Genomic DNA, 21,173 nt, shown 5'->3' on the forward strand with positions numbered 1-21,173 from the left:
ATTTCTGGCGTGTACTATTTCCAGATCCTGTGGGCCTGCTCGCGAAGTGGCCAGTTAAATATTGGGGGAATCCATTCTGTAACCCGCCCCCGGCGCACCTTCATGGAGTGCCACCTGGATTTTCGAATACAAGGCATTCGCCTCAGCAGTGGTGATTGATCGCGAACAATCACGCAGTACAACACGTAGCAGCACATTCTCCTGCCCCGGCAGCAATCCGAGGCGATCGATGGCCTGCAGAGGCAGTTCTGTGAATGCCCAGCGCCCTTTGATCTGCATTTCCTCGATCCAATCTGAACAGTCGCCAGCTGCCTGCAACATCCTTTCAGTCAACACTTCCTCGCTCAGCCCCGGCGTTACCGCTAACGAAATATCGCGAGTAATCGAAGGCAACCGAGAGACGGCGCTCCACGGATTCAGATCGTGCATCTGTGCCTGTACTCGTTCGTTCTGATCACGCAGCAAACGAATATCCGGGATGCCTTTGCGCAGCATGGTCAAGCGATCCAATCCCATTCCCAGCGCCAGTCCTCCATGACGCAAAGGATCGATCTTCAGTCGCTCCAATAATGATTTGGCAATTCGACCGCACTCCAGAACCTCTACAGGGACGCCGTCATTCAACAGGTTTACTTCGATCCCGCCCTCAGTGTAGTGATGCGGACTATCACTGTAGATCCAAGGCATATCAGGCACGGCAGAATTGAGGATATCGCCGACCAAGCAAAGTAAATGCTCATGCGTCGACAAATCAGGATCACCGAGCACCCAGATATCCATCTGATGCGGTTGTGCACAATGCCAACGATCCCGGCTGTCGCGACGAAAAGTGATACCAGGCGCGGCCAATAATATTGACTGCCCCGGTTGTCGTAGCTTGGCCGCTCGCTGAAGCGCAGAGGGAATTTGGCTAGTGGTTTGCGTCCGTAACAGAGACCACTCGTCAACCCATCGAGTGTGTGCACTTCCAAGCGTAATCTCAGATGGGTCATAACCAAGCAATCCGTAGTTTTCTTCAGCGGAAACAATTCTCGGCCCCGTCTGCACTTGCGCTTGTGGCCAGCCTTTATCCGTTAACCCTTGAAGGACCTCCTTGAGTAATAGTCGAATGGCGTGATCGGGTGCAGCAGGTTCTGTTAGATCAGCCAGTAACAAGGCTTGGTGTACGGACGTATCCGTCAGATATTTCTTTGATTCCGGCACTAAACAACCCCTTATTAACAATTGAATGTAGGCTCCCCGCAAAAAGAACCCCATAGACCAACCTAACGATTTCAGATCGTCCATCACAACCAAATTCGGTGAAAAACTAAATTTTCAGAAGAGGACTACAGGTACTTCTTACACAAATAACCAAGAGCTTCTTACAAGACACCTCACGAGCATCATTAATTCTAAAAAAACCTCAAAAAACCTATTTAATACATCAAAAAAATCTGTATTAATTATTTCGCCCCCTCAAGACCACCAGGGAGCACAAAACCAAAAAAAATGAAAAAGGATGATCAAATGAAAAAGAAAAACGTCGTTAAAGAAAAGCTCACCCGCATAACTTCCGGCCCGGAAAATTTTGGCTGGGCGCCGTTAGCTTGGGCTCGTACTGAAGAGTAAATAATAAAAATGGGCGTCAAGATCACTCTTGCCGCCCACCGACAAAAAAGGAGGTACCAATGTTATTCAGGACGATGATAACAACGCTCTTTGGTCAAGAAGAGCTTTCTATAATTGCGGACTTTGAGGAGTTCCTCCAAGAGTGCGCCAAATTAGGATTCAAGACACTCAACATCTCTGACATCGACAGTCTCCCCAAAAACAGCATCATTTTTTCATTCACTAATAACGCAGCGAAAAAGACATTTGAAATTGCTAAAAACACCAAACACAAAAAAAGCATCTTTTGTGCAACACAAGTATTCGAGCCTACTTTAAAAGCAGCACTTTATAGTTTGAACCTGTTATTGACAAGCGACTTTCAACGAGCGCTAAGCACACAAAGACGTGTACTGAATATGCTCAATTCACACAACTCATTTTTCTTGACCGGAAATGATGCTGACGCGCAAATAACGATAGCCCCTCACGCTCAGCCTTATGCTTTGATTACCGAGGATATAGAAAACGATTTCATTCAGTCCGTGGCGGAGTTTTTTGAAGTTCATTATGCTCACATGAACCCACAAGAGCCAAGTCCGTTTTCCTTTCACGGAACCTTAAAAATATCCGGAATACTTACAGTTCTTAGAAAAGCCAACCCAGCTTTACCAGAAGGTTTAAATACTTCTTTAAGATGGTTGAGCGATCGCATATCTGAAGAAGGTGCACTATTGACCATTGAAGACAACACAATCACCTCACTGAAAATAAATGACAATGAACACATAAAACTATTGGATCTTGCAGCAGGGCCTAGAGGCCTCAAGCTGACTGAGTTTGCTATTGGAGTAAACGACACAATCGCAAACAGCATTGACTACAAAATCAACTCTCAATTAAACGAAGGGATTAATGGCGTTCATATAGCAATTGGGGACGGTTCCTCTGGCTATCACATAGACTTCCTGAGCCCAGCAGTAAAGGTAAGCCCAACTCACAACTGAGCCAACCTGATCGCCCTCACTACAACCATCCACATCACAGCGATGTCTAAAAACTGACACTATAAAAGGGCTTACAGTAATGATGAGCAGTGACGCACGGCAAGTTACCGATGGACCTCAAGGCGCACAGGCCGGCGGATTCTGGTGTACCTGTAGGCTTGTCTGCGATAAGACCAGCACATCCAGCATCAATGCTGACTGAAGCACCGCTTTCGCGAGCAGGTTCACACCCACAATTGATCGGAGTCGCTCATGGACCTCACCCGAACCCTGATCATCGGTAATTCCGGTTCCGGCAAGAGCTGGCTGGCGCAGCGGATGGCCGAGCAACTGCGTGTGCCCTGGACCGATCTCGACCGGATTCACTGGCTGTCCGATGAACACAGCATCGCCCGCTCCCGAAATGAAACGCTGGGTATGGCCCGTGGGGCGGCAAGTGAAGAGCGCTGGGTGATCGAAGGGGTTTACGGCTGGATCGTCAGCGAAATCCTCCACCGCGCCACGGCGTTGATCTGGTTGTGTATTGATGACGTTGATTGCGTCGCCAACATTCGCCGGCGGGAAGCAAAGGATGACGAACGACTGGTTGCAATGCTGGAGTGGGCCGGCAGCTATCGCACCCGTGACGACTCAAGTGGATTTGCTGCGCATCAGCGGTTGTTCGAAGGCCTTGGTGCCTCGAAGGTCCGCCTGACTGATCGGGATGAAATCACCGACTTCGCTTCAGAAGCAGGAATTTTACCCATCAGTTAAGGCACAAAACCTGTGGGAGCGAGCTTGCTCGCGATAGCGGAATGTCTGTCAACGACGATGTTGACTGTGTAATCGCTATCGCGAGCAAGCTCGCTCCCACAGGTATTGCGATGCTCAACGAGCGTATTTCAAGCCTCTTTCACCACGCAGCTCACCCCTCTGACAATCATCTCCACCTCCCGCTCATCAATGGTCAGCGGCGGTAGCAGGCGAATGGTTTTGCCCCGCGTGACGTTGATCAGCAAGCCGTGATCCCGGGCGGCGATCAGGCTCAGGTCGCGGATCGGTTGCTTGAGTTCGATGCCGATCATCAGGCCCTGGCCGCGGATTTGCGAGACGTTCGGGTTGCCCGCCAATTCTGTGCGCAATCTTTCGATCAGACGTTCCCCCTGAAGCCGGGCGTTTTCCAGCAGGCCTTGTTCTTCAACGATATCCAGCACGGTGCAACTGACACGGCAAGCCAATGGATTACCGCCGAAGGTGCTGCCGTGGCTGCCCGGCGTGAAGAGTTCGGCTGCCTTGCCACGAGCCAGGCACGCGCCGATGGGCACTCCGTTGCCCAAGCCTTTGGCCAGGGTCATGACGTCCGGGACGATGCCTTCGTGCTGGAACGCGAACCACTGGCCGGTGCGGCCGATACCGGTCTGGATTTCATCGAGCATCATCAGCCATGAGCGCCGGTTGCACAGTTCGCGCACGGCCTTGAGATAGCCCGCTGGCGCCAGTTGCACGCCGCTTTCGCCCTGGATCGGCTCCATCAGGATCGCTACGATCCGCGGGCCGTGGGCTTGCTGCACCTTGTCCAGCGCGTCGAGGTCGCCGAACGGCACTTTGACGAAATCCCCCGGCAACTTGTTGAAACCCAGGCGTACCGCCGGGCCATCGCTGGCCGACAAGGTGCCGAGGGTGCGGCCATGGAACGCGTTCTCCATGACCACCACCAGCGGCTGCTCGATGCCCTTGTGCCAGCCATGCAGCCGGGCGATTTTCAGTGCGGTTTCGTTGGCTTCGGCCCCGGAGTTGTTGAAAAACGCCCGGTCCATGCCCGCCAGCCGCGTCAGTTTCTGCGCCAGCCGCTGTTGCCAGTCGATGCTGTAGAGGTTCGACGTGTGCAGCAGCAGCCCAGCCTGTTCAACGATGGCGGCGACGATTTTCGGGTGGGAGTGGCCGACATTGGTCACCGCCACACCAGCGACCGCATCCAGGTATTCGCGACCGGCCTGATCCCACAGGCGAGTGCCCAGGCCCTTGATGAAACTCAAGGCCAAGGGTTGGTACGTGCTCATCAGGCAGGCGGCGGTCATGACATCAAGCTCCAGCAAGGGTCGGTGTTTTTGCAGTATGGTTAGCCACCCGAACTGGATAAACACCGTAAAACTTAAATCATTTAAAAGCCGAGCTTGATAATGGATCTGTTCCAGGCAATGACCGTCTACGTCAAAGTGGTGGAGACCGGCAGCATGACCGCCGCCGCCTTGAAGTGCGAAATGTCCACGACCATGGTCGGCAATCACCTCAAGGCCCTGGAGCAACGGCTGGGTGTGCGCCTGCTCAACCGCACGACGCGGCGCCAGCGGCTGACCGAGTTCGGCGCCGCGTATTACCAGCGCTGTCTGGACGTGTTGGGGTTGGTGGCCGACTCCGAGCGGCTGGCCGAGCAGGCGCTGGACGAACCGAGCGGCATCTTGCGCATCACCGCGCCCTTGACCTTCGGGACCGAGCGCCTGGCGCCGGCACTGAGTGAGTTCAGCCGGCAAAACCCACGGGTGAAACTCGACGTGGTACTGACCAACCGACGCCCGGATCTGCTGGAAAACGGCCTCGATGTAGCGTTTCGCCTGGGCGCGCTGGAACCCTCCAGCCTGATCGCCCGCCCGCTGATCGACTACACCCTGACCATGTGCGCGTCACCGGAGTACCTGGCCCGGCGTGGCACTCCGCAAACGCCTGAAGACCTGCGTCACCACGACTGCCTGTCCTTTGCCTATCCGGCCGGCGATGACTGGCAATCGGTGCAAAAGGAATGGCGCCTGGCCGGTCCCGATGGCGAAGTCAGCGTGGGGGTCAGCGGGCCGATGCTGATCAACAGTTCGGCGGGGCTGCATCAAGCGGCACGCACCGGCATGGGCATCGTGATGATGCCCGACGCCTTGGTCGAACAGGACCTCAAGGACGGAAAGCTGTTGGCCTTGATGCCCGACTACTGCCCGCCCAGTCGGCCGATGCACCTGGTCTATGCCCAGGATCGCCACCGATTGCCGAAACTGCGGCGTTTCGTCGAATTCGCCGTACAGAGGTGGGGCAAGCACTCGTCGGCCGAATAGACCATGCAGTCGCTGATCGCCATTCACATCCCCGCCTTCACCAGCACCGGTTGTTCCTGATAACGATTGGGGTACAGCTGCTTCAACTGCGCGACCTTCGGCAAATCGTTGATCACGATGTACGGATAGGTCGGATGCTCGGTCAGGAAATCCTGATGTTCCTCTTCCGCCGGGTAGAAACCGTTGAAGGTTTCGAGTTTGGTCACAATCGGCTTGTCGAAGGCATGGGCGGCGTCGAGCTGAGTGATGTAGGCCTGTGCGACCCGCTGCTGCTCAGTGCTTTTGGTAAAGATCGCCGAGCGATACTGGGTGCCACTGTCTGGCCCCTGACGGTTGAGTTCGGTCGGGTTATGCGCCACCGAAAAGTAGATCTGCAGCAAGGTGCCGTAGCTGACCTGAGCTGGATCGAAAGTGACTTCGACCGATTCAGCATGGCCGGTATTGCCGTTGCTGACGCGCTCATATTGCGCGGTATTGGCTGACCCGCCCGCGTAGCCGGAGACGGCGTTTTTCACGCCTTTGACATGCTGGAACACCCCCTGGACGCCCCAGAAGCAGCCACCGGCGAACACGGCGGTTTCGCTGCGGGCCTGGGTGGTTTCGTCGAGGGCCGGCGGTGGAATGACCACCGCCTCTTCAGCGCCACCGAAGGAGAAGGCCGAGCACTGGCTGATGATGCCGGCAGCCGCCAGCCCGAGCAGGGTACGGCGCCAGGTAAAGAGTGTTTTCATGGGGCGAACTCCTCAAGCGTTGCAAAGTAATCAGCCGAAAGTGAAGGCGTAAGCCGACGCACCCGGATCAAGAAACTCGATACTGAAAGTCCGGTCGGTCACGCCGCCGTTCTGGCGCACCAGTTGATACAAGCGCTGGTCGGTCACGGTGCCGCTGCCGTCGGGGGCCACGTCCATGCCATGGGCATCGCCGGGGGCCTTGCCGTCGATCAGCACCTTGAAGCGTACCGGCTTGCCATCGGCGCCAGGGCCGAGCACCAAATGCAAATCACGGGCGTGGAAGCGATAGACGATGCGACTGGCCGGTGCGCTGGCGGTGGCCCGCTCCGGGCCGACATGCCATTGGCCGCCCAGGCTCCAGTCGTTGAGGGCCAATTGCGCCGGCGGGTTGTAGGCCGCGACCTTGTCCGGCACCAGCGCGGTTTCCGGCACGAAGTGCTCCGCGCGCTGGTAACCGACGTAGGTTTCCGGCGACTGCACTTCGTTGTTGTCCGGGGCCATTTGCACGCCGTCGGCCTGGGCACTGATCAGCCCGTCCGACACCTTGTTTGCACCGGACTCACGCAGCAATTGCTGGATGACGCGCTCCGACTCGGCGTACTTGCCTTCGCCGAAGTGGTGATAACGAATGCGTCCCTGGGCGTCGGCAAAGTAATGCGCCGGCCAGTACTCGTTGTTGAAGGCGCGCCAGATCCTGTATTCGTTATCGATGGCCACCGGGTAGGTGATGCCCAGATCCTTCATGGCTTTGGTGACGTTGCTGACGTCGCGCTCGAAGGCAAACTCCGGCGCATGCACGCCGATCACCACCAAGCCCTGATCGCGATACTTCTCGGCCCAGGCTTTGACATAGGGCAACGAGCGCAGGCAGTTGATGCAGGAGTAGGTCCAGAAATCCACCAGCACGACCTTGCCTTTCAAGGCCTGGGCATCGAGGGGTGGCGAGTTGAGCCATTGCACGGCGCCCTCCAGTGGCGGCAGGTTGCCTTCGACCGGCAAGGTGCCCGGGGTTTTCTCGGCCACTTGCACCGTGCCCTCGGAGGTCGTGTTCGGCGCAGCGCTGTTACGCGGTAACTTGCCGCTCAGTTTTTCCACTAGCGCTTGCTCGATTGTGCCGGTCGACGCTGTGGAAAACCGCGCCAGAACCCCCGTGTCCAGGCCCAGGGCAATTGCTGTCACACCGGCCAGCATCGCCGCGCCCAGACCGCGACGCAGCCATTCGCCCGCGCCGATGGAGCGTTTCATCGCGCTGAAGACTCTGCCGCCCAGCAACAAGGCCAGCGCGAGGGAAGTGGCAGCACCCGCGGCATAAGCCAGCAATAAAAAGGTGGTTTGGATACTTGCCCCTTGCAGCGCCGCACCAGTCAACAACAGGCCCAGGATCGGCCCGGCGCAGGGTGCCCACAACAGGCCGGTGGCCACGCCGATCAGCAACGAAGCACCGGGACGTGGCCGCGCATCGGCGCCTGCCGCCTCCGACAAACGACCGCCCGCCGCCACCAATGGCCGGGTCAGGCGTTCAGCCAATTGCGGTATCAACAATGTCAGACCGAACAACGCGACGAACACCAGCGCCAGCCAGCGCCCGTACTGGTTGAGCTGCACCACCCAGCCACCGCCCACCGCCGCCAACGTGGCGACCAGCGCGAAGGTCAGCGCCATCCCCACCAGCAGCGGCAATCCGCTTTTGACGAAGGGTTGCCCGGTGCGGGCGAAGACAAACGGCAACACCGGCAGAATGCACGGGCTGACAATCGTCAGCACACCACCGAGATAAGCGAGGACCAGCAGCCACATGGCGATTACCTGCAAAAAGTGAGAGGAAGGGAATCACACCGTCTTCGGCACGAACTTCATCGCCAGGCCGTTCATGCAGTAACGCAGGCCGGTGGGTTTCGGGCCGTCGTCGAAGACATGGCCCAGATGCCCGCCACAGCGCCGGCAGTGAACCTCTTCGCGGACCATGCCGAACGCCCGGTCCTGGCGGGTCGCCACGGCTTTGTCCAGGGGTGCCCAGAAGCTCGGCCAACCGGTGCGGCTGTCGAATTTGGTGGCCGAGGAAAACAGCGGCAGCTCGCAACCGGCACAGACGAAGGTGCCATCGCGGTGCTCGTTGTTCAGCGGACTGCTGTAGGCCCGTTCGGTGCCTTCTTCGCGAAGGATCTCGTACTGCTCGTCAGTCAGGATCGCGTGCCATTCGCTGTCGCTGTGGGTCACTTCGAATACCTGCGCTGCGCTGGCCTCACTGATCAAGGCCGCGCCTGTGGAAAACTTCGGCAACAGGCCGATCGCCAGGGCCGTCATCCCCAGCCCGCCGCTCGCTACAAGAAATTGCCGTCGTGAAAACATGCTCGCCTCCCAAAAATCCAGGGGTGTTTCATGGAACACAGCCTAGGCTTTGGGTGATCGCCAAATCCTCACGGGAAGTTAAACAATTCGTGATAACTCAGACCCCGAAAAACCCGCACAATGCCTATGCAAATGTAGGAGCGAGCCTGCTCGCGATGGAGGCCAACGATGACGCGGGATACCTGACGCCCCGCGGCGTCCTCAGGTTTTTCGCGAGCAAGCTCGCTCCTACAGTGGCATTACGCACAATGCGCCCATTGCGCCGAAGGATTGACCTGGATGGAACAGACCAAACGCGTCCTCGTGGTCGAGGATGACCAGCACATCGCCGACCTGATCTGCCTGCATCTGCGTGATGAGCAGTTCGAGGTGGTGCACAGCGCCGATGGCGATGAAGGCATGCGCCTGCTGCAGCAAGGCAACTGGGACGCACTGGTCCTGGACCTGATGCTGCCCGGTGTCGACGGTCTGGAAATCTGCCGCCGCGCCCGCGCCATGGCGCGTTACACGCCGATCATCATCACCAGTGCGCGCTCCAGCGAAGTGCACCGGATTCTTGGCCTGGAACTGGGTGCCGACGACTACCTGGCCAAGCCCTTTTCCATGCTGGAGCTGGTGGCCCGGGTCAAGGCGCTGCTGCGCCGGGTCGATGCCATGGCGCGCAACCTGAAGATGGATGCCGGCAGCCTGCTCACCGACGGCCTGGCCATCGACCCGATCACCCGCGAAGTGTCCCTCGACGGCCGTCGCCTGGACCTCACGCCCCGAGAATTCGACTTGCTGTACTTCTTCGCCCGCCAGCCCGGCAAGGTGTTTTCGCGCATGGACCTGCTCAATGCCGTATGGGGCTACAGCCACGAAGGCTACGAGCACACGGTCAACACTCACATCAACCGCCTGCGCGCCAAGATCGAGACCGACCCGGCGCAACCGGTGCGCATCCTCACGGTCTGGGGCCGCGGCTACAAATTCGCCACCGGTGAGGAGTCGCCGCCATGAGGCTGACCCTGACGCAACGCCTGTCCCTGGTGTTCGCCGCGCTGCTGCTGGTGTGCTGCGGCACCTCGGCGTGGTTGCAGGTGCGCTCCAACCAGATGCATGAGCAGGAAGTGGTGCAAGGGCTGTCCCGGGACCTGGCGCAGCACATCGCCAGTGACACGGTGCTGATGGACACCCAGGGCCTGATGCCCAATGCCGTGCGTGACCTGTTCAGCAAACTGATGCAGGTCAACCCCAGCGTCGAGGTGTACCTGCTCGATTCCGCAGGCAAGATTGTCGGCAGCGCCGCGCCCGAAGGCCGGATTCGTCGTGAGCGGATCGACCTGGCGCCGATCCAGCGCCTGTTGCGGGGCGATGCCCTGCCGATTCTCGGCGACGACCCGCGCAGCGTCGATGCGCGTAAGGTGTTCAGCGCTGCACCGCTGAAGGTCGATGGTAAGCCGGCCGGTTATCTCTACGTGGTGCTGCTCGGTGAAGATCACGACCGCCTGGCCGAACGCGGTGCGACCAGCGCGGCGCTCAACACAGCGCTGTTGTCCATCGGACTGGTGGCGCTGCTGTGCCTGATCGCCGGTCTCACCGCGTTTGCCCTGATCACCCGGCCGTTGCGCCGTCTGACCGAAACCGTCAGCCAGTTCGACATCGATGGCGTGCCGGTCACACCGGCCCTGCCCGTCGTGGTGGAAAAAGCCGCCAGTCACGATGAAATCGCCGTGCTCGATGCCGCGTTCCGGCAGATGCAGGCACGCCTGGGCGAACAATGGCGTTCGTTGACCCGCCAGGATCAGGAGCGCCGCGAACTGGTGGCGAACATCTCCCACGACTTGCGCACGCCGCTGGCCTCGTTGCACGGTTATCTGGAAACCCTGTCGCTCAAGGACGCCACGCTGTCCCCTGCCGACCGCCGTCGCTATCTCGGCATCGCGCTGGACCAGAGCCGCAAGGTCGGTGGTCTGGCGCAGTCGCTGCTGGAACTGGTGCGCCTGGAACATGGCTTCGTGCAGCCGGTGCTGGAGCGCTTTTCCCTGACTGACCTGGCCCAGGACATCTTCCAGAAATTCGAACTCACCGCCGAAGCGCGCAAAGTCGAACTCAAGGCCACGTTCGCGCCGAATGCCTCGGCGGCCTGTGCCGATCTCGGCTTGATCGAGCGGGTGCTGACCAACCTGTTCGACAATGCCCTGCGCCATACCCCGCCAGGGGGCGAGGTCGAACTGGGCCTGCGCCCGCAAGGCTCGTTCATAGAAGTCATGGTCAGCGATACCGGCCCCGGCATCGCCCCGCAACTGCGCGAAGGGTTGTTCCTGCGGCCGTTCAATATTGGCGGCGCACGGCGTGATGGCGGGCTGGGGCTGCGGATCGTGCATCGCATCCTGCAATTGCACGGGTGCGAGATTCAGTTGATCGATGTGCCGGGGCGCGGGGCGACGTTCCGGTTTTCGTTGCCGATCGATGAGGAAACGGCGACTGCGTTGGCGGCTCGGTCGATGAACCTCAATACACCGCGGCAGGCCTGACAGTCCGAGGTGTCTGCATCGCGAGCAGGCTCGCTCTCACAGGGTAAGTGGGTGTATGCAAGATCTGTGAACAACCAAAAACACTGTGGGAGCGAGCCTGCTCGCGATGGTCTCAAGGGCACCGCGCTCATCCAGAATGAACACGTCATCGTTAACGTCCATCGCGAGCAGGCTCGCTCCCACAGTGTTCCGGTGTATCCAGAACGAACGCGTGATCGTTCGCGCCCATCGAGGGAGCAAAAAAATGACCAGCCGCCTGTTGATCCGTGACAACGCCGCCCCGGTCCAATAGATTAGGCGACCTGAAAAAGCCCCCGAGCTTTCTCGCCCCTATTCAAGTTCAAAGAAGTAGTGAAATTTCAATGTCCGATTCCAACACCGCTGAATCCGTAGTCACCCTGTCGTCCAAAGCGGAATACGAAAACTCCATCAATCTTTCACAGCACGTGCCACAGGCCAAGACCATCAGCGAGATGGTGCTGGACGCTTTCCAGTCCACCCGCGAAAGCGACCAGATCCGCGAACTGCGGGCCGCGATCCGCCAGGCCCACGACAGCTTCGACGATGACAAAGCCTACGAACTGATGGGTCAGCTCAAGCAGCTCAAGGATGCCGAAGCCGCCGACATCGCCGCCCTCGAAGACCTGAGCAGCAAATTCCCGATCAGCCGCATCCTGTCCAGCTTCAAGGACGACCCGGCGTTCCAGGAAATCGTCTATGGCCTGGCCCTGAAAGTGCTGAACCAGACCCACCAGGCCATCAGCAACCCGAGCGGCGGCAAGAGCAAAGCCGCCAAGGCCAAGAAAGAAGTCGAAGTGTTCACCATCAGCAAGGACGGCATCAGCGTCACCTTGCCGTTACGCACCCCGCGCTCGCGTCTGAACGTCGACCGTGAAGCCCTGGAGTTCCTCGGTTTTACCTTTGTTGGCGAAGGCGAGGAAGCGGAGCTGGAAAGCGAGACGTTCCTGGACAACAGCGGCACCGAGCAAGCGATCAACCGCAAGAACATCATCACCGCCCTGCAGCAGCAGACCGCGTTCGATGGGTACAGCATCGCCGCCCAGTAAGGCCCCTTTCAGCACAAGGCCCTCTGCGCCCCACTCAAGAGCCCCGCCATCAGTGCGGGGCTTTTTATTGCCCGTGATTCGGGCAAATCCGCGATTACTCTTCCAGTATCGACGCAGTACACCACTTCCCTTTACCCATGAGCACCACGGGTCCGCCTGCGGGGAGCGTCAACTCACTTTCCAGCCCTGACCTCGGTGGTGCAACTGCTGAGGTCATCGTGAACACAACCCCCTTATATCGCCAGTTGGCCAACCATTACCTGGACGCTATCCGCAGCGGCACCCTGAAAACCGGTGAACGCCTGCCCTCGATCCGGTTGATGATGGAAAAACACGCCGTCAGCCTGTCGACCGCCGTGCAGGTGTGCCGGGAACTGGAAGACTACGGAGTGCTGGAAGCCCGGCCGCGCTCCGGCAACTACATTCGTCAGCCCGACACCGTGCCCAGGCCCGCCCCGACTGCCCTGGCGCCAGCGCTGGATACCCGCGCGTTTGTTGGCATTCATGAACAGGTCTGCGCGGTACTCAAGGCCAGTCAGCACGCGACGATCAAGGTCAACTTCGCCAGCGCCTACTGCGCACCCGAGCTGTATCCTTTGAAGACCTTGCAAGACCACATGATCAAGTCGCTACGCTACAACGCCAACCTGATCGGTACCGCGGGCTCAACCTGCGGCAACAGTGCATTGCGCAACATCCTGGCCCGACGGGCACTGGCCAGCAAGACCCACCTGCTCCCCGAGCGGATCGTGATCACCAACGGCGCCACCGAAGCGATCAATCTGGCCTTGCGCGCGGTCACCCGCCCCGGCGACACCGTGGCCGTGGAGTCGCCGACGTTCTACGGTCTGCTGCAAATTCTCGAAAGCCTGAACCTGCGCGTGCTGGAAGTCCCGGCCTCGACCCACACCGGGCTCAATCTGGCGGCCCTGCAAAGGCTGCTGCAAGGCCCCGAGCGGATCAAGGCGTTGATCGTCATTCCCAACCTGCAAAACCCGTTGGGCAGCATCATGCCCGACGCCAACAAGGCACGGCTGGTGAAACTGTGCGCCGAGCACGACATCGTGCTGATCGAGGACGACACCTACGGCGATCTGGTGGACAGCGAGCAGCCGCTGTCCACGCTCAAACATTGGGACCGCACCGACAATGTGATCTATTGCGCCTCGCTGAACAAAACCCTCGCCCCGGGCATGCGCCTGGGCTGGATCAGCGCCGGCAAATGGCACGACCGCGTGGAGATGCTTAAACACGCTCAGACCCGAGGGTGCGAAACCTTGTCGCAACTGGCGGTCGGTGCCTTCATGAAGACGCCCTCCTACGAACGTTACCTGCGCCGTTTGAGGAAAACCCTGACGCTGCAACGTCAACAGATGAGCGAGGCGATTACTCGATATTTCCCGCACGGCACCCGCGTGACCACCCCCCAGGGCGGCACGTTGTTATGGGTGGAACTGCCTCGTCGGCATTCATCCATGGCGTTTTTTCATGATGCGTTGAACGTCGGTATCCAGATTTCGCCTGGGGATATCTTTTCCAATACCCCGCACTTTGATCACTTTGTGCGGATGGGTTGCGGGGCGCCGTATTCACCGCGGATTGATGAAGCAGTGCAGACCTTGGGGCGTTTACTCCAACATCAGGGTTGACCGCGATTCTGTAGGAGTGAGCCTGCTCGCGATAGCGGTGGATCAGGCACATCAATGTTGAATATGCCGCCGTCTTCGCGAGCAGGCTCGCTCCTACAAGGGATTTTCGGTGAACACAACATCGGTGAACGACAGCAATCAACTGTGGGAGCGAGCCTGCTCGCGATAGCGGTGGATCAGGCACATCAATGTTGAATATGCCGCCGTCTTCGCGAGCAGGCTCACTCCTACAAGGGATTTTCGGTGAACACAACATCGGTGAACGACAGCAATCAACTGTGGGAGCGAGCCTGCTCGCGATGGCGGTGTATCTGTCACATCAATGTTGGATGTGCCGCCGTCTTCGCGAGCAGGCTCGCTCCCACAGGGGGTTGTGGTCAGTTCGGGGGTTGGTGCAGGCAAATGATATGCGGGTCGTCATTCCAGTGCGGGAAACGCTCGGCGATCAGCGGGTCGTGGCCGGGGATGACGTGGTCTTCGCTGTCGGCCAGGCGATCGATTTCGGTGAAGGCTTCGAGGGTTTGCGCCAGGTCATCGAGAATCGGAAACGGGCTGCGCTCGCGAATGTTGACCCACAAATGCGCGGCATCCGAGGCCAGCACAATCCAGCCGCGTCCGGTATTCACCCGCACCACCTGACTGCCCGGTGTATGTCCGCCTACCGGGTGCAGCGTCACACCGGGCAGTACCTCGACAACACCATTGTGCAAACGCATCCGCCCTTCAAACAGCGGTGGCAGCGCCGACATCACATCCTCGACCTCGTAGGTTTTGTTCACCGTGCGATGGACCATTTTCGGCCCGGTGCAGAAACGCAGTTCCGCGTCCTGCAAATGCACGGTCGCCTTCGGGAACAGTCCAAGATTGCCGGCATGATCCCAGTGCAAATGGGTAAGGATCAGGTGCTCGACCCGGGCCGGATCGATGTCCAGTTGCCGCAGGGATTCTTCCGGCAGGCAATACATTTGGCGATTGCGCCGATCCGCCGTGGCCGGTTGGAAACAGGTGTCGACCACGATCACCTGGTGCTCGTTGCGGATGACCCAAAAGTAGTAATCCAGTGGCATCGGCGCATTCGGATCACCGCAGCAGGCGTCATAGAGAAAGTTCTCTTTGGCAGTGCGTTGGGCGTTTGCGCCGACACGGATAGCGAACACTTCGTACTCGGGAACTGACATACACACCTCCGGATTCAGGCCGCTGCGCTAGTTTTGAGGGTCGGACGGAAGTCGAAATCGATCTGCTCGCTGATACCCAGGTCTTGAGCCAACTTATGCAGGCCACTGTAGTCACGCATGATGGTCGCGTTCCTGTTGCTCTCGCGGGTGTCGGCAATGATCAGCGCTGCATCTTCGACCCCAAGCTGCGTCAGAATTGCCTCCCACATGGAGTAGTCCTGAGCGATAAAAGCACTCAGCGCCACCGACAGGTTACGTGCGAAAAATTCCCGCTGGATGGGCTGCATGTTCGCGTACATGACCTTCGCCACTTCGGCCAGCACCTTGCTGTGGGCGTATTCGTCACGATTGTGCAGTTCGGCCACGCGGCGGTTTTGCGGCTGGATGCTCTGGTCGTCCGCCAGCAAGTCCAGATAGGCGTTGACGCTGATCTCAGCCACCACCGCAAAAGTGATCGCCGCCAGATCCCGCTGCCATTGCTCGGGCAGAGCTTCACGCTGGGCTATAAGGCGCAGGTAAGTGACGGAGGGCGGCAAGTCCAGATCCTGATCCAGCGCCCGGTCGAGTTTGGTCCTTTCGATGGCGCGCAGGTGCATCAGCGTGTGGTAGTGCTCGTCGATCAGGGTCTGTTGCATGGCCTCGCGAAAATGCCAGTCATCCTTGCCCAGGTACTGATGGGCGATGACGCTGAGCGCCGGGTTGACCACATGCTCCTCGGCGGTGACGGTGCGCAGGTTGTAGCCGATCCAGCCCCAGGTCACCACGCGGCTCTTGAGTTCGTCGCTCAAGGCCTGGAACTTCGGATGATGGAAGAACGGCACCATGCACTCCGGGTAATCCGGGCGCGCCGGGTCGAACACTTCTTCGACCTGGCCCCTGTCCGGCGAACACACCGTGGCGCGCTTGGTCCAGGCCTGGTTGAGCCGCACGACCAGTTGATGGTCGACCTGGGCGATCTCGATTGCTGTTTGCATGACGCGATACCTGTAAAACGCGTACCCGCCAAGGGGTACGCCAAAAGAAGGAAGGGCGACGGAAAAGTCAGGCCAGCCAATAGCGGGTCAGGTGGCGCGCCGGGTCAGTGTAACGACTGCGCGCATGGATCATTCGCCAGTTGTCCCAAATCAGCAGGCATCCGTCGGGAATCAGCACCGGAACGTTGTGCTCGACGAAGTACGCTTCGCCGAGCACGGCAAACCTGGCCAGTGGCGAGGTGCTGTTGGCGACCTGGGATTGCTGCAGGGCTGCCTTGGACGGGTTCACGTCGCCGTAGTGAAACTGGTTGTAGCTGAAGCGGAAAATATCCCCGTCCTCTGTAGGCGTGAGGATGTATTCCTTGACCCGCCGTTGTTCCGATTCGCCCGGTTTGGCGGTGGCGACAAACTCTACCGGCGTGTCCTTCAGCCACTCACGCAGTTGCGGTTCGCTGTGTTCGAGGAACTCGAGAAATTCGTAACCGTCCACTAAACCGGTGTGCCCGCCACCGCACGTGGCCTGTTTATGGCAATGCAACGCCAGGTAGCGCGGCGGCGGTCCGTACACCGGCGCTTCAGTGTGCGGGCCGATGCCGTTCATGCTCTGGGAATACGGCAAGTCTTCGTAACCCGGCTTGCGGGTGATGGGAAAGGCCATCTGGCCGTTGAACTGCGGAAGAATCGGACCGAACTCCAGCAAGGTGCCTACGACATCATCGGCAAATTCCTCGGGGGTCAGCACAGTCCAGCCCAGTGTCGACAGCTCTTCGTGACGATGGCCGAGTGAAATGCAAGGTTGAGACGCAACAATCCCTTGGTCTGACATGGTGAGATTCCTGGCGGGTTATCCGGCGTTGACGGTTGAGGTGTACGCAGCGATGAAGTCGCGGCAGGCGTCACCCGGTCGATAGTGCTGCGCGTCGATGCTCTGCACCGGGGTGATTTCGGCGGCGGTGCCGGTGAGAAAACACTCGTCGAAGTCGCCAAGCTCCGTAGGCAAAATCGTGCGTTCGACCACTTGGTAGTCCAGCGCTTTGGCCAACTCAATGACGGTCTGCCGGGTAATGCCGTTGAGAAAGCAGTCCGGGGTCGGCGTATGCAAAGTCCGGCCTTTGACGAAAAACACATTGGCGCTGGTGGCTTCGGCAATGTGGCCGCGCCAGTCGAGCATCAGCGCATCGTGGTAACCCGTGTTCTCGGCGTCATGCTTGCTCAGCGTGGCGATCTGGTAATGCCCGGAAGCCTTGGCTTCGAACGGGCTGCTGCTCGGTGGCGGGCGACGCCAGCTCGCGGTTTTCAAGCGGATGCCGGCCATGCGCGCCGCCGGGTCGAAATAGCTCGGCCACTGCCAGCACGCGATGGCCACGTGCACACGGTTGAAACGCGCCGAAGTGGAAATCATCTCGCTGCCGCGCCAGGCCACCGGGCGCAGATAGCCGTCGACGACCTGGTTGCGTTGCAGCAGTTCATGGCTGGCCGCTTCCAGTTCAGCCAGCGCATGGGGGATGGCAAAGTCCATCAGTTGCGCCGAGCGATACAACCGCTCGCTGTGCTCACGCAGCTTGAAGATCCTGCCGTTGTAGGCCCGCTCGCCTTCATACACTGTGCTCGCGTAATGCAGGCCATGGGTCAGCACATGCAACTGCGCCCGGGACCACTCGACGAACTCGCCGTCGAGCCAGATAACGCCCTCGCGCTGATCAAACGGGATACTGCTCATGTCCATATTTCCCCATTATTCATGAAATTTCCTATGCCGTTTCCAGCAACACCGGTATCAATTCCGGCACGGCGGTGAGCTCGGTCTGAAAGAAGAACGCACGCTCGCCGAAGGCCGGTTGCAGGTCGTCGAACCAGGTCACTTGCGGATCGAAGCGCGCGTAGAACGTGCGCAGCGCCCATTGCGGATTGCGTGCCTGGAGGAACTGCAAGACGAAGACTTTTTCCCCGGCGACGGTCTCGATGCCGTTGATCAACACCTTGCCGTAGAAGGTGCTCATGGACGGCCCGCGCACCGTGCGCGCAAGCCCCGACACCGTGCGGTACGCCGCCTGGAAGATCTCGAAGGCTCGGGCCAGCGGCATCGCGAAGTAGTGACTGGGGCCGGTGTCACGCTCGACGAACATGTAATAAGGTACCGCCCCGAGCCGCACCCCTTCGGTCCACAGCGCGGCCCAATCGGCGGGGTTTTCGTTGATGTGGCGGATCACTGGCGCCTGCATGCGCACCGTCGCGCCCGTCGAGCGAATGTGTTCGATGGCCTGGCGGGCGATGGTCTGGCGGATCTCCACCGGGTGATTGTAGTGGCCCATGATCGACAGGCTTTTCCCCGCCGCGACGATGCGTCGGAACAGCTCCAGCAGATCGGGCGCATCCTTGTCGCTGACAAAACGCTGCGGCCAGTACGCCACGGATTTGGTGCCGATGCGGATGTTCTTCAGGTGTGGCAACGCCAGCAGCGGTTCGATGTAACCGGCCAGCGAGCGGGTGTTCATGATCATCGGGTCGCCGCCGGTAATCAGCACATCGGTCACTTCGGTGTGCACCTTCAGGTAACTGACCAGCTCCCGGGATTCACGGGCGTTGAACTTGAGTTCTTCTTCGCCAATGAACTGCGCCCAGCGGAAACAGAAGGTGCAGTACGCATGACAAGTCTGCCCGGCACCGGGGAAAAACAGCACGGTCTCGCGGTACTTGTGCTGGATGCCCGGCAGGACTTTGCCATTGAGGGTGACACCGTTGTGGGTCAACTGCCCGGCCGGATGCGGGTTCATGCGCCGCCAGATTGCCTCGATCCGATGCTTGATCGCCGCGCTGTCATCCTGCTCGATCAGGTGTTTGAGCGAGGCATACTCCTCCACCAGCAGCATGTCCTTGTGGGGGAAGGTCATGCGGAAAACCGGATCGTCCGGGATATTGTTCCAGTCGATCAGCGTGCCCAGCACATATTCGTTGGTGCGAAACGGCATGACCCGGGCTACCACGGTCATGGCCTCTTGCAACGCCGGCGTCAGCTTGTGCCAGTAAGGTGAGTCGCGGATGGTGCGCGAGTTATAGGGTTTGTAGCGTTCGTGCTCCGACAGTCCTTGCATGGCCGCGCTCCTTATGGTCGTTTACGCGATGGCCGGCGCTTTGCGCTCTATGTCCATCCACGCCCGGACGCTGTCGCGATCCCACTGGCGACGCACATACGCCGCGAGACGTGTCGGCACCGGATCACCGTTGGCAACCAGGCGGTTGAGCATGATTGCAAGGTCGGTGTCGGCAATGCTCCAGTCACCGAACAGATGCTCGGCGCCCTCGTCCAGCAAACGGTCGGCCACATGGAACAGACGGTCGGTAGCAGCCCGGGCTTCGTCAGACAGCGGCGTGTCCTTCTTGCCGAAATACACCAGATCAAACGGACGCTCTTTGCGCACCACCAGCAGATCGCTGCGCAGCCAGGCCTGCAGTTGACGGGCACGGGCACGCTGCTTGATGTCTTGCGGGTAAATTCTTTTTGAAGCAGGAGCGAGTTCTTCCAGATACTCGGCAATGGCTGAAGACTCCGACAGCGCAAAACCTTCGTGAACCAACACAGGAATTTTGCACGTCAGCGAAAGATCGCGGTAACTTTCCAGATAGTTTTCACGCAACTTCAAATCCAGTGTTACCAGATCAAAGGAAAGTTGCTTTTCCTTTAAAGCCACAAAAGCCGACATGGCAAAGGCACTGACATAGTCCGTCCCCAGATACAGCTCTAACTTCGCACTTCCCATAGAACACTCCCTTTGCACTAAACACATTAATCCGTTGCATGTGGAGCGATCGTAGTAAGTTGATTAAGCGCTGAACAGATACAGAAATTATCTATTTCTATCGATACAGAAATCAGAGCGTTAAATCGCCAGAGGGCATTTTTCAGGTGTGCAAAAACCAAAAAAGGGAGTCAGCGTATGCGGACTCCCTGGTGTGCAGCAGAAAAGAATTTACAGCGGGCGGGGGATCAGCCCAACGTTGTCGGCGTGGTTGGATAGCAATGCCATCTGCGGCATGTTGCTGAGGTTGAGCATTGCCAACGGCTCGGTGGCGCTGGTGTTGACGAAGCCGTGACGGGTCCAGGCCGGTACCAGCAATACATCCCCGGGGCCGACGTTTACCTCGTCTGCATCGCCCAGTGACAAGGTGCCGCTGCCGGACTGGATGACGAACAGATGCCACCAGGCATGGGCATGACCATCGAGTGTTGAACCCGGCACCAGCCATTGCATGGACACCGCCATGCCGGGCGTCAGTTGGCAACCTTCGAGCGTATTATCGTGGGCCAGCGCAATAATATCGACGTTGCTGGCCTCAAGAGTCTGGCGCATATCGCTTAGTTCGGCACCTTTCCACACGCGAGGTTTGATCGGCGGTTGATCCAGACTCTGGCGAAAATCCTTATATGAAAAAAACGCACCCTGAACGCTATTCATCTTCTGCTTCCAACTTATTCTGTCGAATGGAGTCAACCGACCTTAGGCGAACCCTTCAACCGTGTAAAGCCGGACAACTTCATTTATAACACCGACGGTCGCAACGCCACGATCATATCAACTTCAATCGCCGCATTTTTCGGCAACTGATAAACACCGACTGTCGTGCGTGTATGTTTCCCGGCATCGCCCAGTACGTGACTGAAAACATCCGATGCGCCATTGGCGACTTCACTGAGGTCGACAAAATCTTCCGTGGATCTCACATACACCGTGACCCGAATCAACGACTTGATCTTGTCCAGCGAACCAATGGCATCAACGATCAGCGCCAATCCGCGCATCGCACTGATGCTGGCGGCCGCTTGGGCATCCGCCATGTCGAGGTCCAGTCCGACCCGCCCCGGATAGTGGATTTTGCCGTTCATGCGCGGCACCAGACCGCTGATATACAGTTCATCGTGATGACGAATCAGCGGCGCGTAATGTCCGCCAGCGGTGTTCTCGCCGTAGATGTCATAGTTGAGTTCCCGTGCCAGAGCGATGAAGCGCTCATCACAGGTCATGTGTGCATTCATTGA

General features: G+C 58.8%; 20 protein-coding genes. 7 read left to right on the top strand and 13 right to left on the bottom strand.

All coding sequences use genetic code 11. The features are described 5' to 3' along the window. Nucleotides 1-54: 54 nt before the first annotated feature. The gene (locus ACM6IK_RS09715) at nt 55-1,203 is read right to left on the bottom strand and encodes a hypothetical protein (protein WP_414874313.1); all 1,149 of its coding nucleotides are present in this window, start codon (nt 1,201-1,203) and stop codon (nt 55-57) included. 467 nt (nt 1,204-1,670) lie between these two features. Between ACM6IK_RS09715 and ACM6IK_RS09720 the strand changes: the two genes are divergently transcribed. Continuing rightward, on the top strand, nt 1,671-2,597 hold the full coding sequence (locus ACM6IK_RS09720; RefSeq protein ID WP_414874128.1) for a hypothetical protein: 927 nt from the start codon (nt 1,671-1,673) through the stop codon (nt 2,595-2,597). Nucleotides 2,598-2,849: 252 nt separating this feature from the next. Then, nucleotides 2,850-3,350: an adenylate kinase gene (locus tag ACM6IK_RS09725; RefSeq protein ID WP_414874129.1), complete on the top strand. Its 501-nt coding sequence runs from the start codon at nt 2,850-2,852 to the stop codon at nt 3,348-3,350. A gap of 128 nt (nt 3,351-3,478) precedes the next feature. Here the strand turns inward: ACM6IK_RS09725 and ACM6IK_RS09730 are convergent, their stop codons facing one another. Further along, nucleotides 3,479-4,654 carry an aspartate aminotransferase family protein gene (locus tag ACM6IK_RS09730; RefSeq protein WP_414874130.1) on the bottom strand — a complete coding sequence of 392 codons (1,176 nt, stop codon included), beginning with the start codon at nt 4,652-4,654 and terminating at the stop codon, nt 3,479-3,481. A gap of 102 nt (nt 4,655-4,756) precedes the next feature. Here ACM6IK_RS09730 and ACM6IK_RS09735 point away from each other — a divergent pair, with 102 nt between their 5' ends. Continuing rightward, entirely contained in the window at nt 4,757-5,674 is a 918-nt protein-coding gene (locus ACM6IK_RS09735; protein ID WP_414874131.1) for a LysR family transcriptional regulator, read from the top strand. Between the two features lie 23 nt (nt 5,675-5,697). Here the strand turns inward: ACM6IK_RS09735 and msrA are convergent, their stop codons facing one another. Genes msrA through msrB form a run of 3 tightly spaced genes read right to left on the bottom strand, consistent with a single transcriptional unit; the run spans nt 5,698 to nt 8,754 of the window. Beyond that, nucleotides 5,698-6,405, bottom strand: a complete 708-nt coding sequence (msrA, locus tag ACM6IK_RS09740; RefSeq protein WP_414874132.1) for a peptide-methionine (S)-S-oxide reductase MsrA — start codon at nt 6,403-6,405, stop codon at nt 5,698-5,700. A 30-nt stretch (nt 6,406-6,435) separates the two neighbouring features. After that, entirely contained in the window at nt 6,436-8,202 is a 1,767-nt protein-coding gene (locus ACM6IK_RS09745) for a cytochrome c biogenesis protein DipZ (protein WP_414874133.1), read from the bottom strand. Nucleotides 8,203-8,235: 33 nt separating this feature from the next. Then, entirely contained in the window at nt 8,236-8,754 is a 519-nt protein-coding gene (gene msrB / locus ACM6IK_RS09750) for a peptide-methionine (R)-S-oxide reductase MsrB (protein WP_414874134.1), read from the bottom strand. Nucleotides 8,755-9,033: 279 nt separating this feature from the next. Here msrB and ACM6IK_RS09755 point away from each other — a divergent pair, with 279 nt between their 5' ends. The 4 genes from ACM6IK_RS09755 to ACM6IK_RS09770 all read left to right on the top strand — a co-directional run bounded on the left by ACM6IK_RS09755 (nt 9,034) and on the right by ACM6IK_RS09770 (nt 13,986). Beyond that, on the top strand, nt 9,034-9,753 hold the full coding sequence (locus ACM6IK_RS09755) for a response regulator transcription factor (RefSeq protein WP_414874135.1): 720 nt from the start codon (nt 9,034-9,036) through the stop codon (nt 9,751-9,753). Next, the gene (locus tag ACM6IK_RS09760) at nt 9,750-11,270 is read left to right on the top strand and encodes an ATP-binding protein (protein WP_414874136.1); all 1,521 of its coding nucleotides are present in this window, start codon (nt 9,750-9,752) and stop codon (nt 11,268-11,270) included. Before ACM6IK_RS09755 ends, ACM6IK_RS09760 begins: the two co-directional genes overlap by 4 nt. 362 nt (nt 11,271-11,632) lie before the next feature. Then, nucleotides 11,633-12,337 carry a hypothetical protein gene (locus ACM6IK_RS09765; RefSeq protein WP_414874137.1) on the top strand — a complete coding sequence of 235 codons (705 nt, stop codon included), beginning with the start codon at nt 11,633-11,635 and terminating at the stop codon, nt 12,335-12,337. A 218-nt stretch (nt 12,338-12,555) separates the two neighbouring features. Further along, nucleotides 12,556-13,986 carry a PLP-dependent aminotransferase family protein gene (locus ACM6IK_RS09770; RefSeq protein ID WP_414874138.1) on the top strand — a complete coding sequence of 477 codons (1,431 nt, stop codon included), beginning with the start codon at nt 12,556-12,558 and terminating at the stop codon, nt 13,984-13,986. A gap of 377 nt (nt 13,987-14,363) precedes the next feature. On the opposite strand, the gene ACM6IK_RS09775 is transcribed toward ACM6IK_RS09770, so the two are convergent. From ACM6IK_RS09775 to ACM6IK_RS09810, 8 genes are all read right to left on the bottom strand, one after another. Continuing rightward, nucleotides 14,364-15,164 (bottom strand): N-acyl homoserine lactonase family protein, encoded by an 801-nt coding sequence (locus ACM6IK_RS09775; protein WP_414874139.1) that lies wholly within the window; start codon nt 15,162-15,164, stop codon nt 14,364-14,366. Nucleotides 15,165-15,178: 14 nt separating this feature from the next. After that, nucleotides 15,179-16,138, bottom strand: a complete 960-nt coding sequence (locus tag ACM6IK_RS09780; RefSeq protein WP_414874140.1) for a diiron oxygenase — start codon at nt 16,136-16,138, stop codon at nt 15,179-15,181. Between the two features lie 67 nt (nt 16,139-16,205). Beyond that, nucleotides 16,206-16,964, bottom strand: coding sequence for a TauD/TfdA family dioxygenase (locus ACM6IK_RS09785; RefSeq protein WP_414874141.1), 759 nt, complete (start codon nt 16,962-16,964; stop codon nt 16,206-16,208). A gap of 18 nt (nt 16,965-16,982) precedes the next feature. After that, the gene (locus tag ACM6IK_RS09790; protein ID WP_414874142.1) at nt 16,983-17,858 is read right to left on the bottom strand and encodes a branched-chain amino acid aminotransferase; all 876 of its coding nucleotides are present in this window, start codon (nt 17,856-17,858) and stop codon (nt 16,983-16,985) included. Between the two features lie 31 nt (nt 17,859-17,889). Beyond that, a complete protein-coding gene (locus tag ACM6IK_RS09795) occupies nt 17,890-19,230 on the bottom strand; it encodes a KamA family radical SAM protein (RefSeq protein ID WP_414874143.1) in 1,341 nt (446 codons plus the stop codon). Nucleotides 19,231-19,251: 21 nt separating this feature from the next. Then, on the bottom strand, nt 19,252-19,896 hold the full coding sequence (gene yfcF, locus ACM6IK_RS09800; protein ID WP_414874144.1) for a glutathione transferase: 645 nt from the start codon (nt 19,894-19,896) through the stop codon (nt 19,252-19,254). A 210-nt stretch (nt 19,897-20,106) separates the two neighbouring features. Next, nucleotides 20,107-20,592 carry a cupin domain-containing protein gene (locus tag ACM6IK_RS09805; protein ID WP_414874145.1) on the bottom strand — a complete coding sequence of 162 codons (486 nt, stop codon included), beginning with the start codon at nt 20,590-20,592 and terminating at the stop codon, nt 20,107-20,109. Between the two features lie 83 nt (nt 20,593-20,675). Beyond that, nucleotides 20,676-21,170 (bottom strand): RidA family protein, encoded by a 495-nt coding sequence (locus ACM6IK_RS09810; RefSeq protein ID WP_414874146.1) that lies wholly within the window; start codon nt 21,168-21,170, stop codon nt 20,676-20,678. Nucleotides 21,171-21,173: the final 3 nt, after the last annotated feature.

Origin of the sequence: Pseudomonas sp. IT-196MI5 (assembly GCF_949767415.1) — a bacterium.
In the GTDB taxonomy this organism is placed as follows: domain Bacteria; phylum Pseudomonadota; class Gammaproteobacteria; order Pseudomonadales; family Pseudomonadaceae; genus Aquipseudomonas.

Excerpts from the sequence above, each read along its gene's own strand:
- ACM6IK_RS09720 (WP_414874128.1), top strand. The coding sequence starts at position 1,671 with ATGTTATTCAGGACGATGATAACAACGCTCTTTGGTCAAGAAGAGCTT.
- ACM6IK_RS09725 (WP_414874129.1), top strand. The coding sequence starts at position 2,850 with ATGGACCTCACCCGAACCCTGATCATCGGTAATTCCGGTTCCGGCAAG.
- ACM6IK_RS09730 (WP_414874130.1), bottom strand. The coding sequence starts at position 4,654 with ATGACCGCCGCCTGCCTGATGAGCACGTACCAACCCTTGGCCTTGAGT.
- ACM6IK_RS09735 (WP_414874131.1), top strand. The coding sequence starts at position 4,757 with ATGGATCTGTTCCAGGCAATGACCGTCTACGTCAAAGTGGTGGAGACC.
- msrA (WP_414874132.1), bottom strand. The coding sequence starts at position 6,405 with ATGAAAACACTCTTTACCTGGCGCCGTACCCTGCTCGGGCTGGCGGCT.
- ACM6IK_RS09745 (WP_414874133.1), bottom strand. The coding sequence starts at position 8,202 with ATGTGGCTGCTGGTCCTCGCTTATCTCGGTGGTGTGCTGACGATTGTC.
- msrB (WP_414874134.1), bottom strand. The coding sequence starts at position 8,754 with ATGTTTTCACGACGGCAATTTCTTGTAGCGAGCGGCGGGCTGGGGATG.
- ACM6IK_RS09755 (WP_414874135.1), top strand. The coding sequence starts at position 9,034 with ATGGAACAGACCAAACGCGTCCTCGTGGTCGAGGATGACCAGCACATC.
- ACM6IK_RS09760 (WP_414874136.1), top strand. The coding sequence starts at position 9,750 with ATGAGGCTGACCCTGACGCAACGCCTGTCCCTGGTGTTCGCCGCGCTG.
- ACM6IK_RS09765 (WP_414874137.1), top strand. The coding sequence starts at position 11,633 with ATGTCCGATTCCAACACCGCTGAATCCGTAGTCACCCTGTCGTCCAAA.
- ACM6IK_RS09775 (WP_414874139.1), bottom strand. The coding sequence starts at position 15,164 with ATGTCAGTTCCCGAGTACGAAGTGTTCGCTATCCGTGTCGGCGCAAAC.
- ACM6IK_RS09780 (WP_414874140.1), bottom strand. The coding sequence starts at position 16,138 with ATGCAAACAGCAATCGAGATCGCCCAGGTCGACCATCAACTGGTCGTG.
- ACM6IK_RS09785 (WP_414874141.1), bottom strand. The coding sequence starts at position 16,964 with ATGTCAGACCAAGGGATTGTTGCGTCTCAACCTTGCATTTCACTCGGC.
- ACM6IK_RS09790 (WP_414874142.1), bottom strand. The coding sequence starts at position 17,858 with ATGAGCAGTATCCCGTTTGATCAGCGCGAGGGCGTTATCTGGCTCGAC.
- ACM6IK_RS09795 (WP_414874143.1), bottom strand. The coding sequence starts at position 19,230 with ATGCAAGGACTGTCGGAGCACGAACGCTACAAACCCTATAACTCGCGC.
- yfcF (WP_414874144.1), bottom strand. The coding sequence starts at position 19,896 with ATGGGAAGTGCGAAGTTAGAGCTGTATCTGGGGACGGACTATGTCAGT.
- ACM6IK_RS09805 (WP_414874145.1), bottom strand. The coding sequence starts at position 20,592 with ATGAATAGCGTTCAGGGTGCGTTTTTTTCATATAAGGATTTTCGCCAG.
- ACM6IK_RS09810 (WP_414874146.1), bottom strand. The coding sequence starts at position 21,170 with ATGAATGCACACATGACCTGTGATGAGCGCTTCATCGCTCTGGCACGG.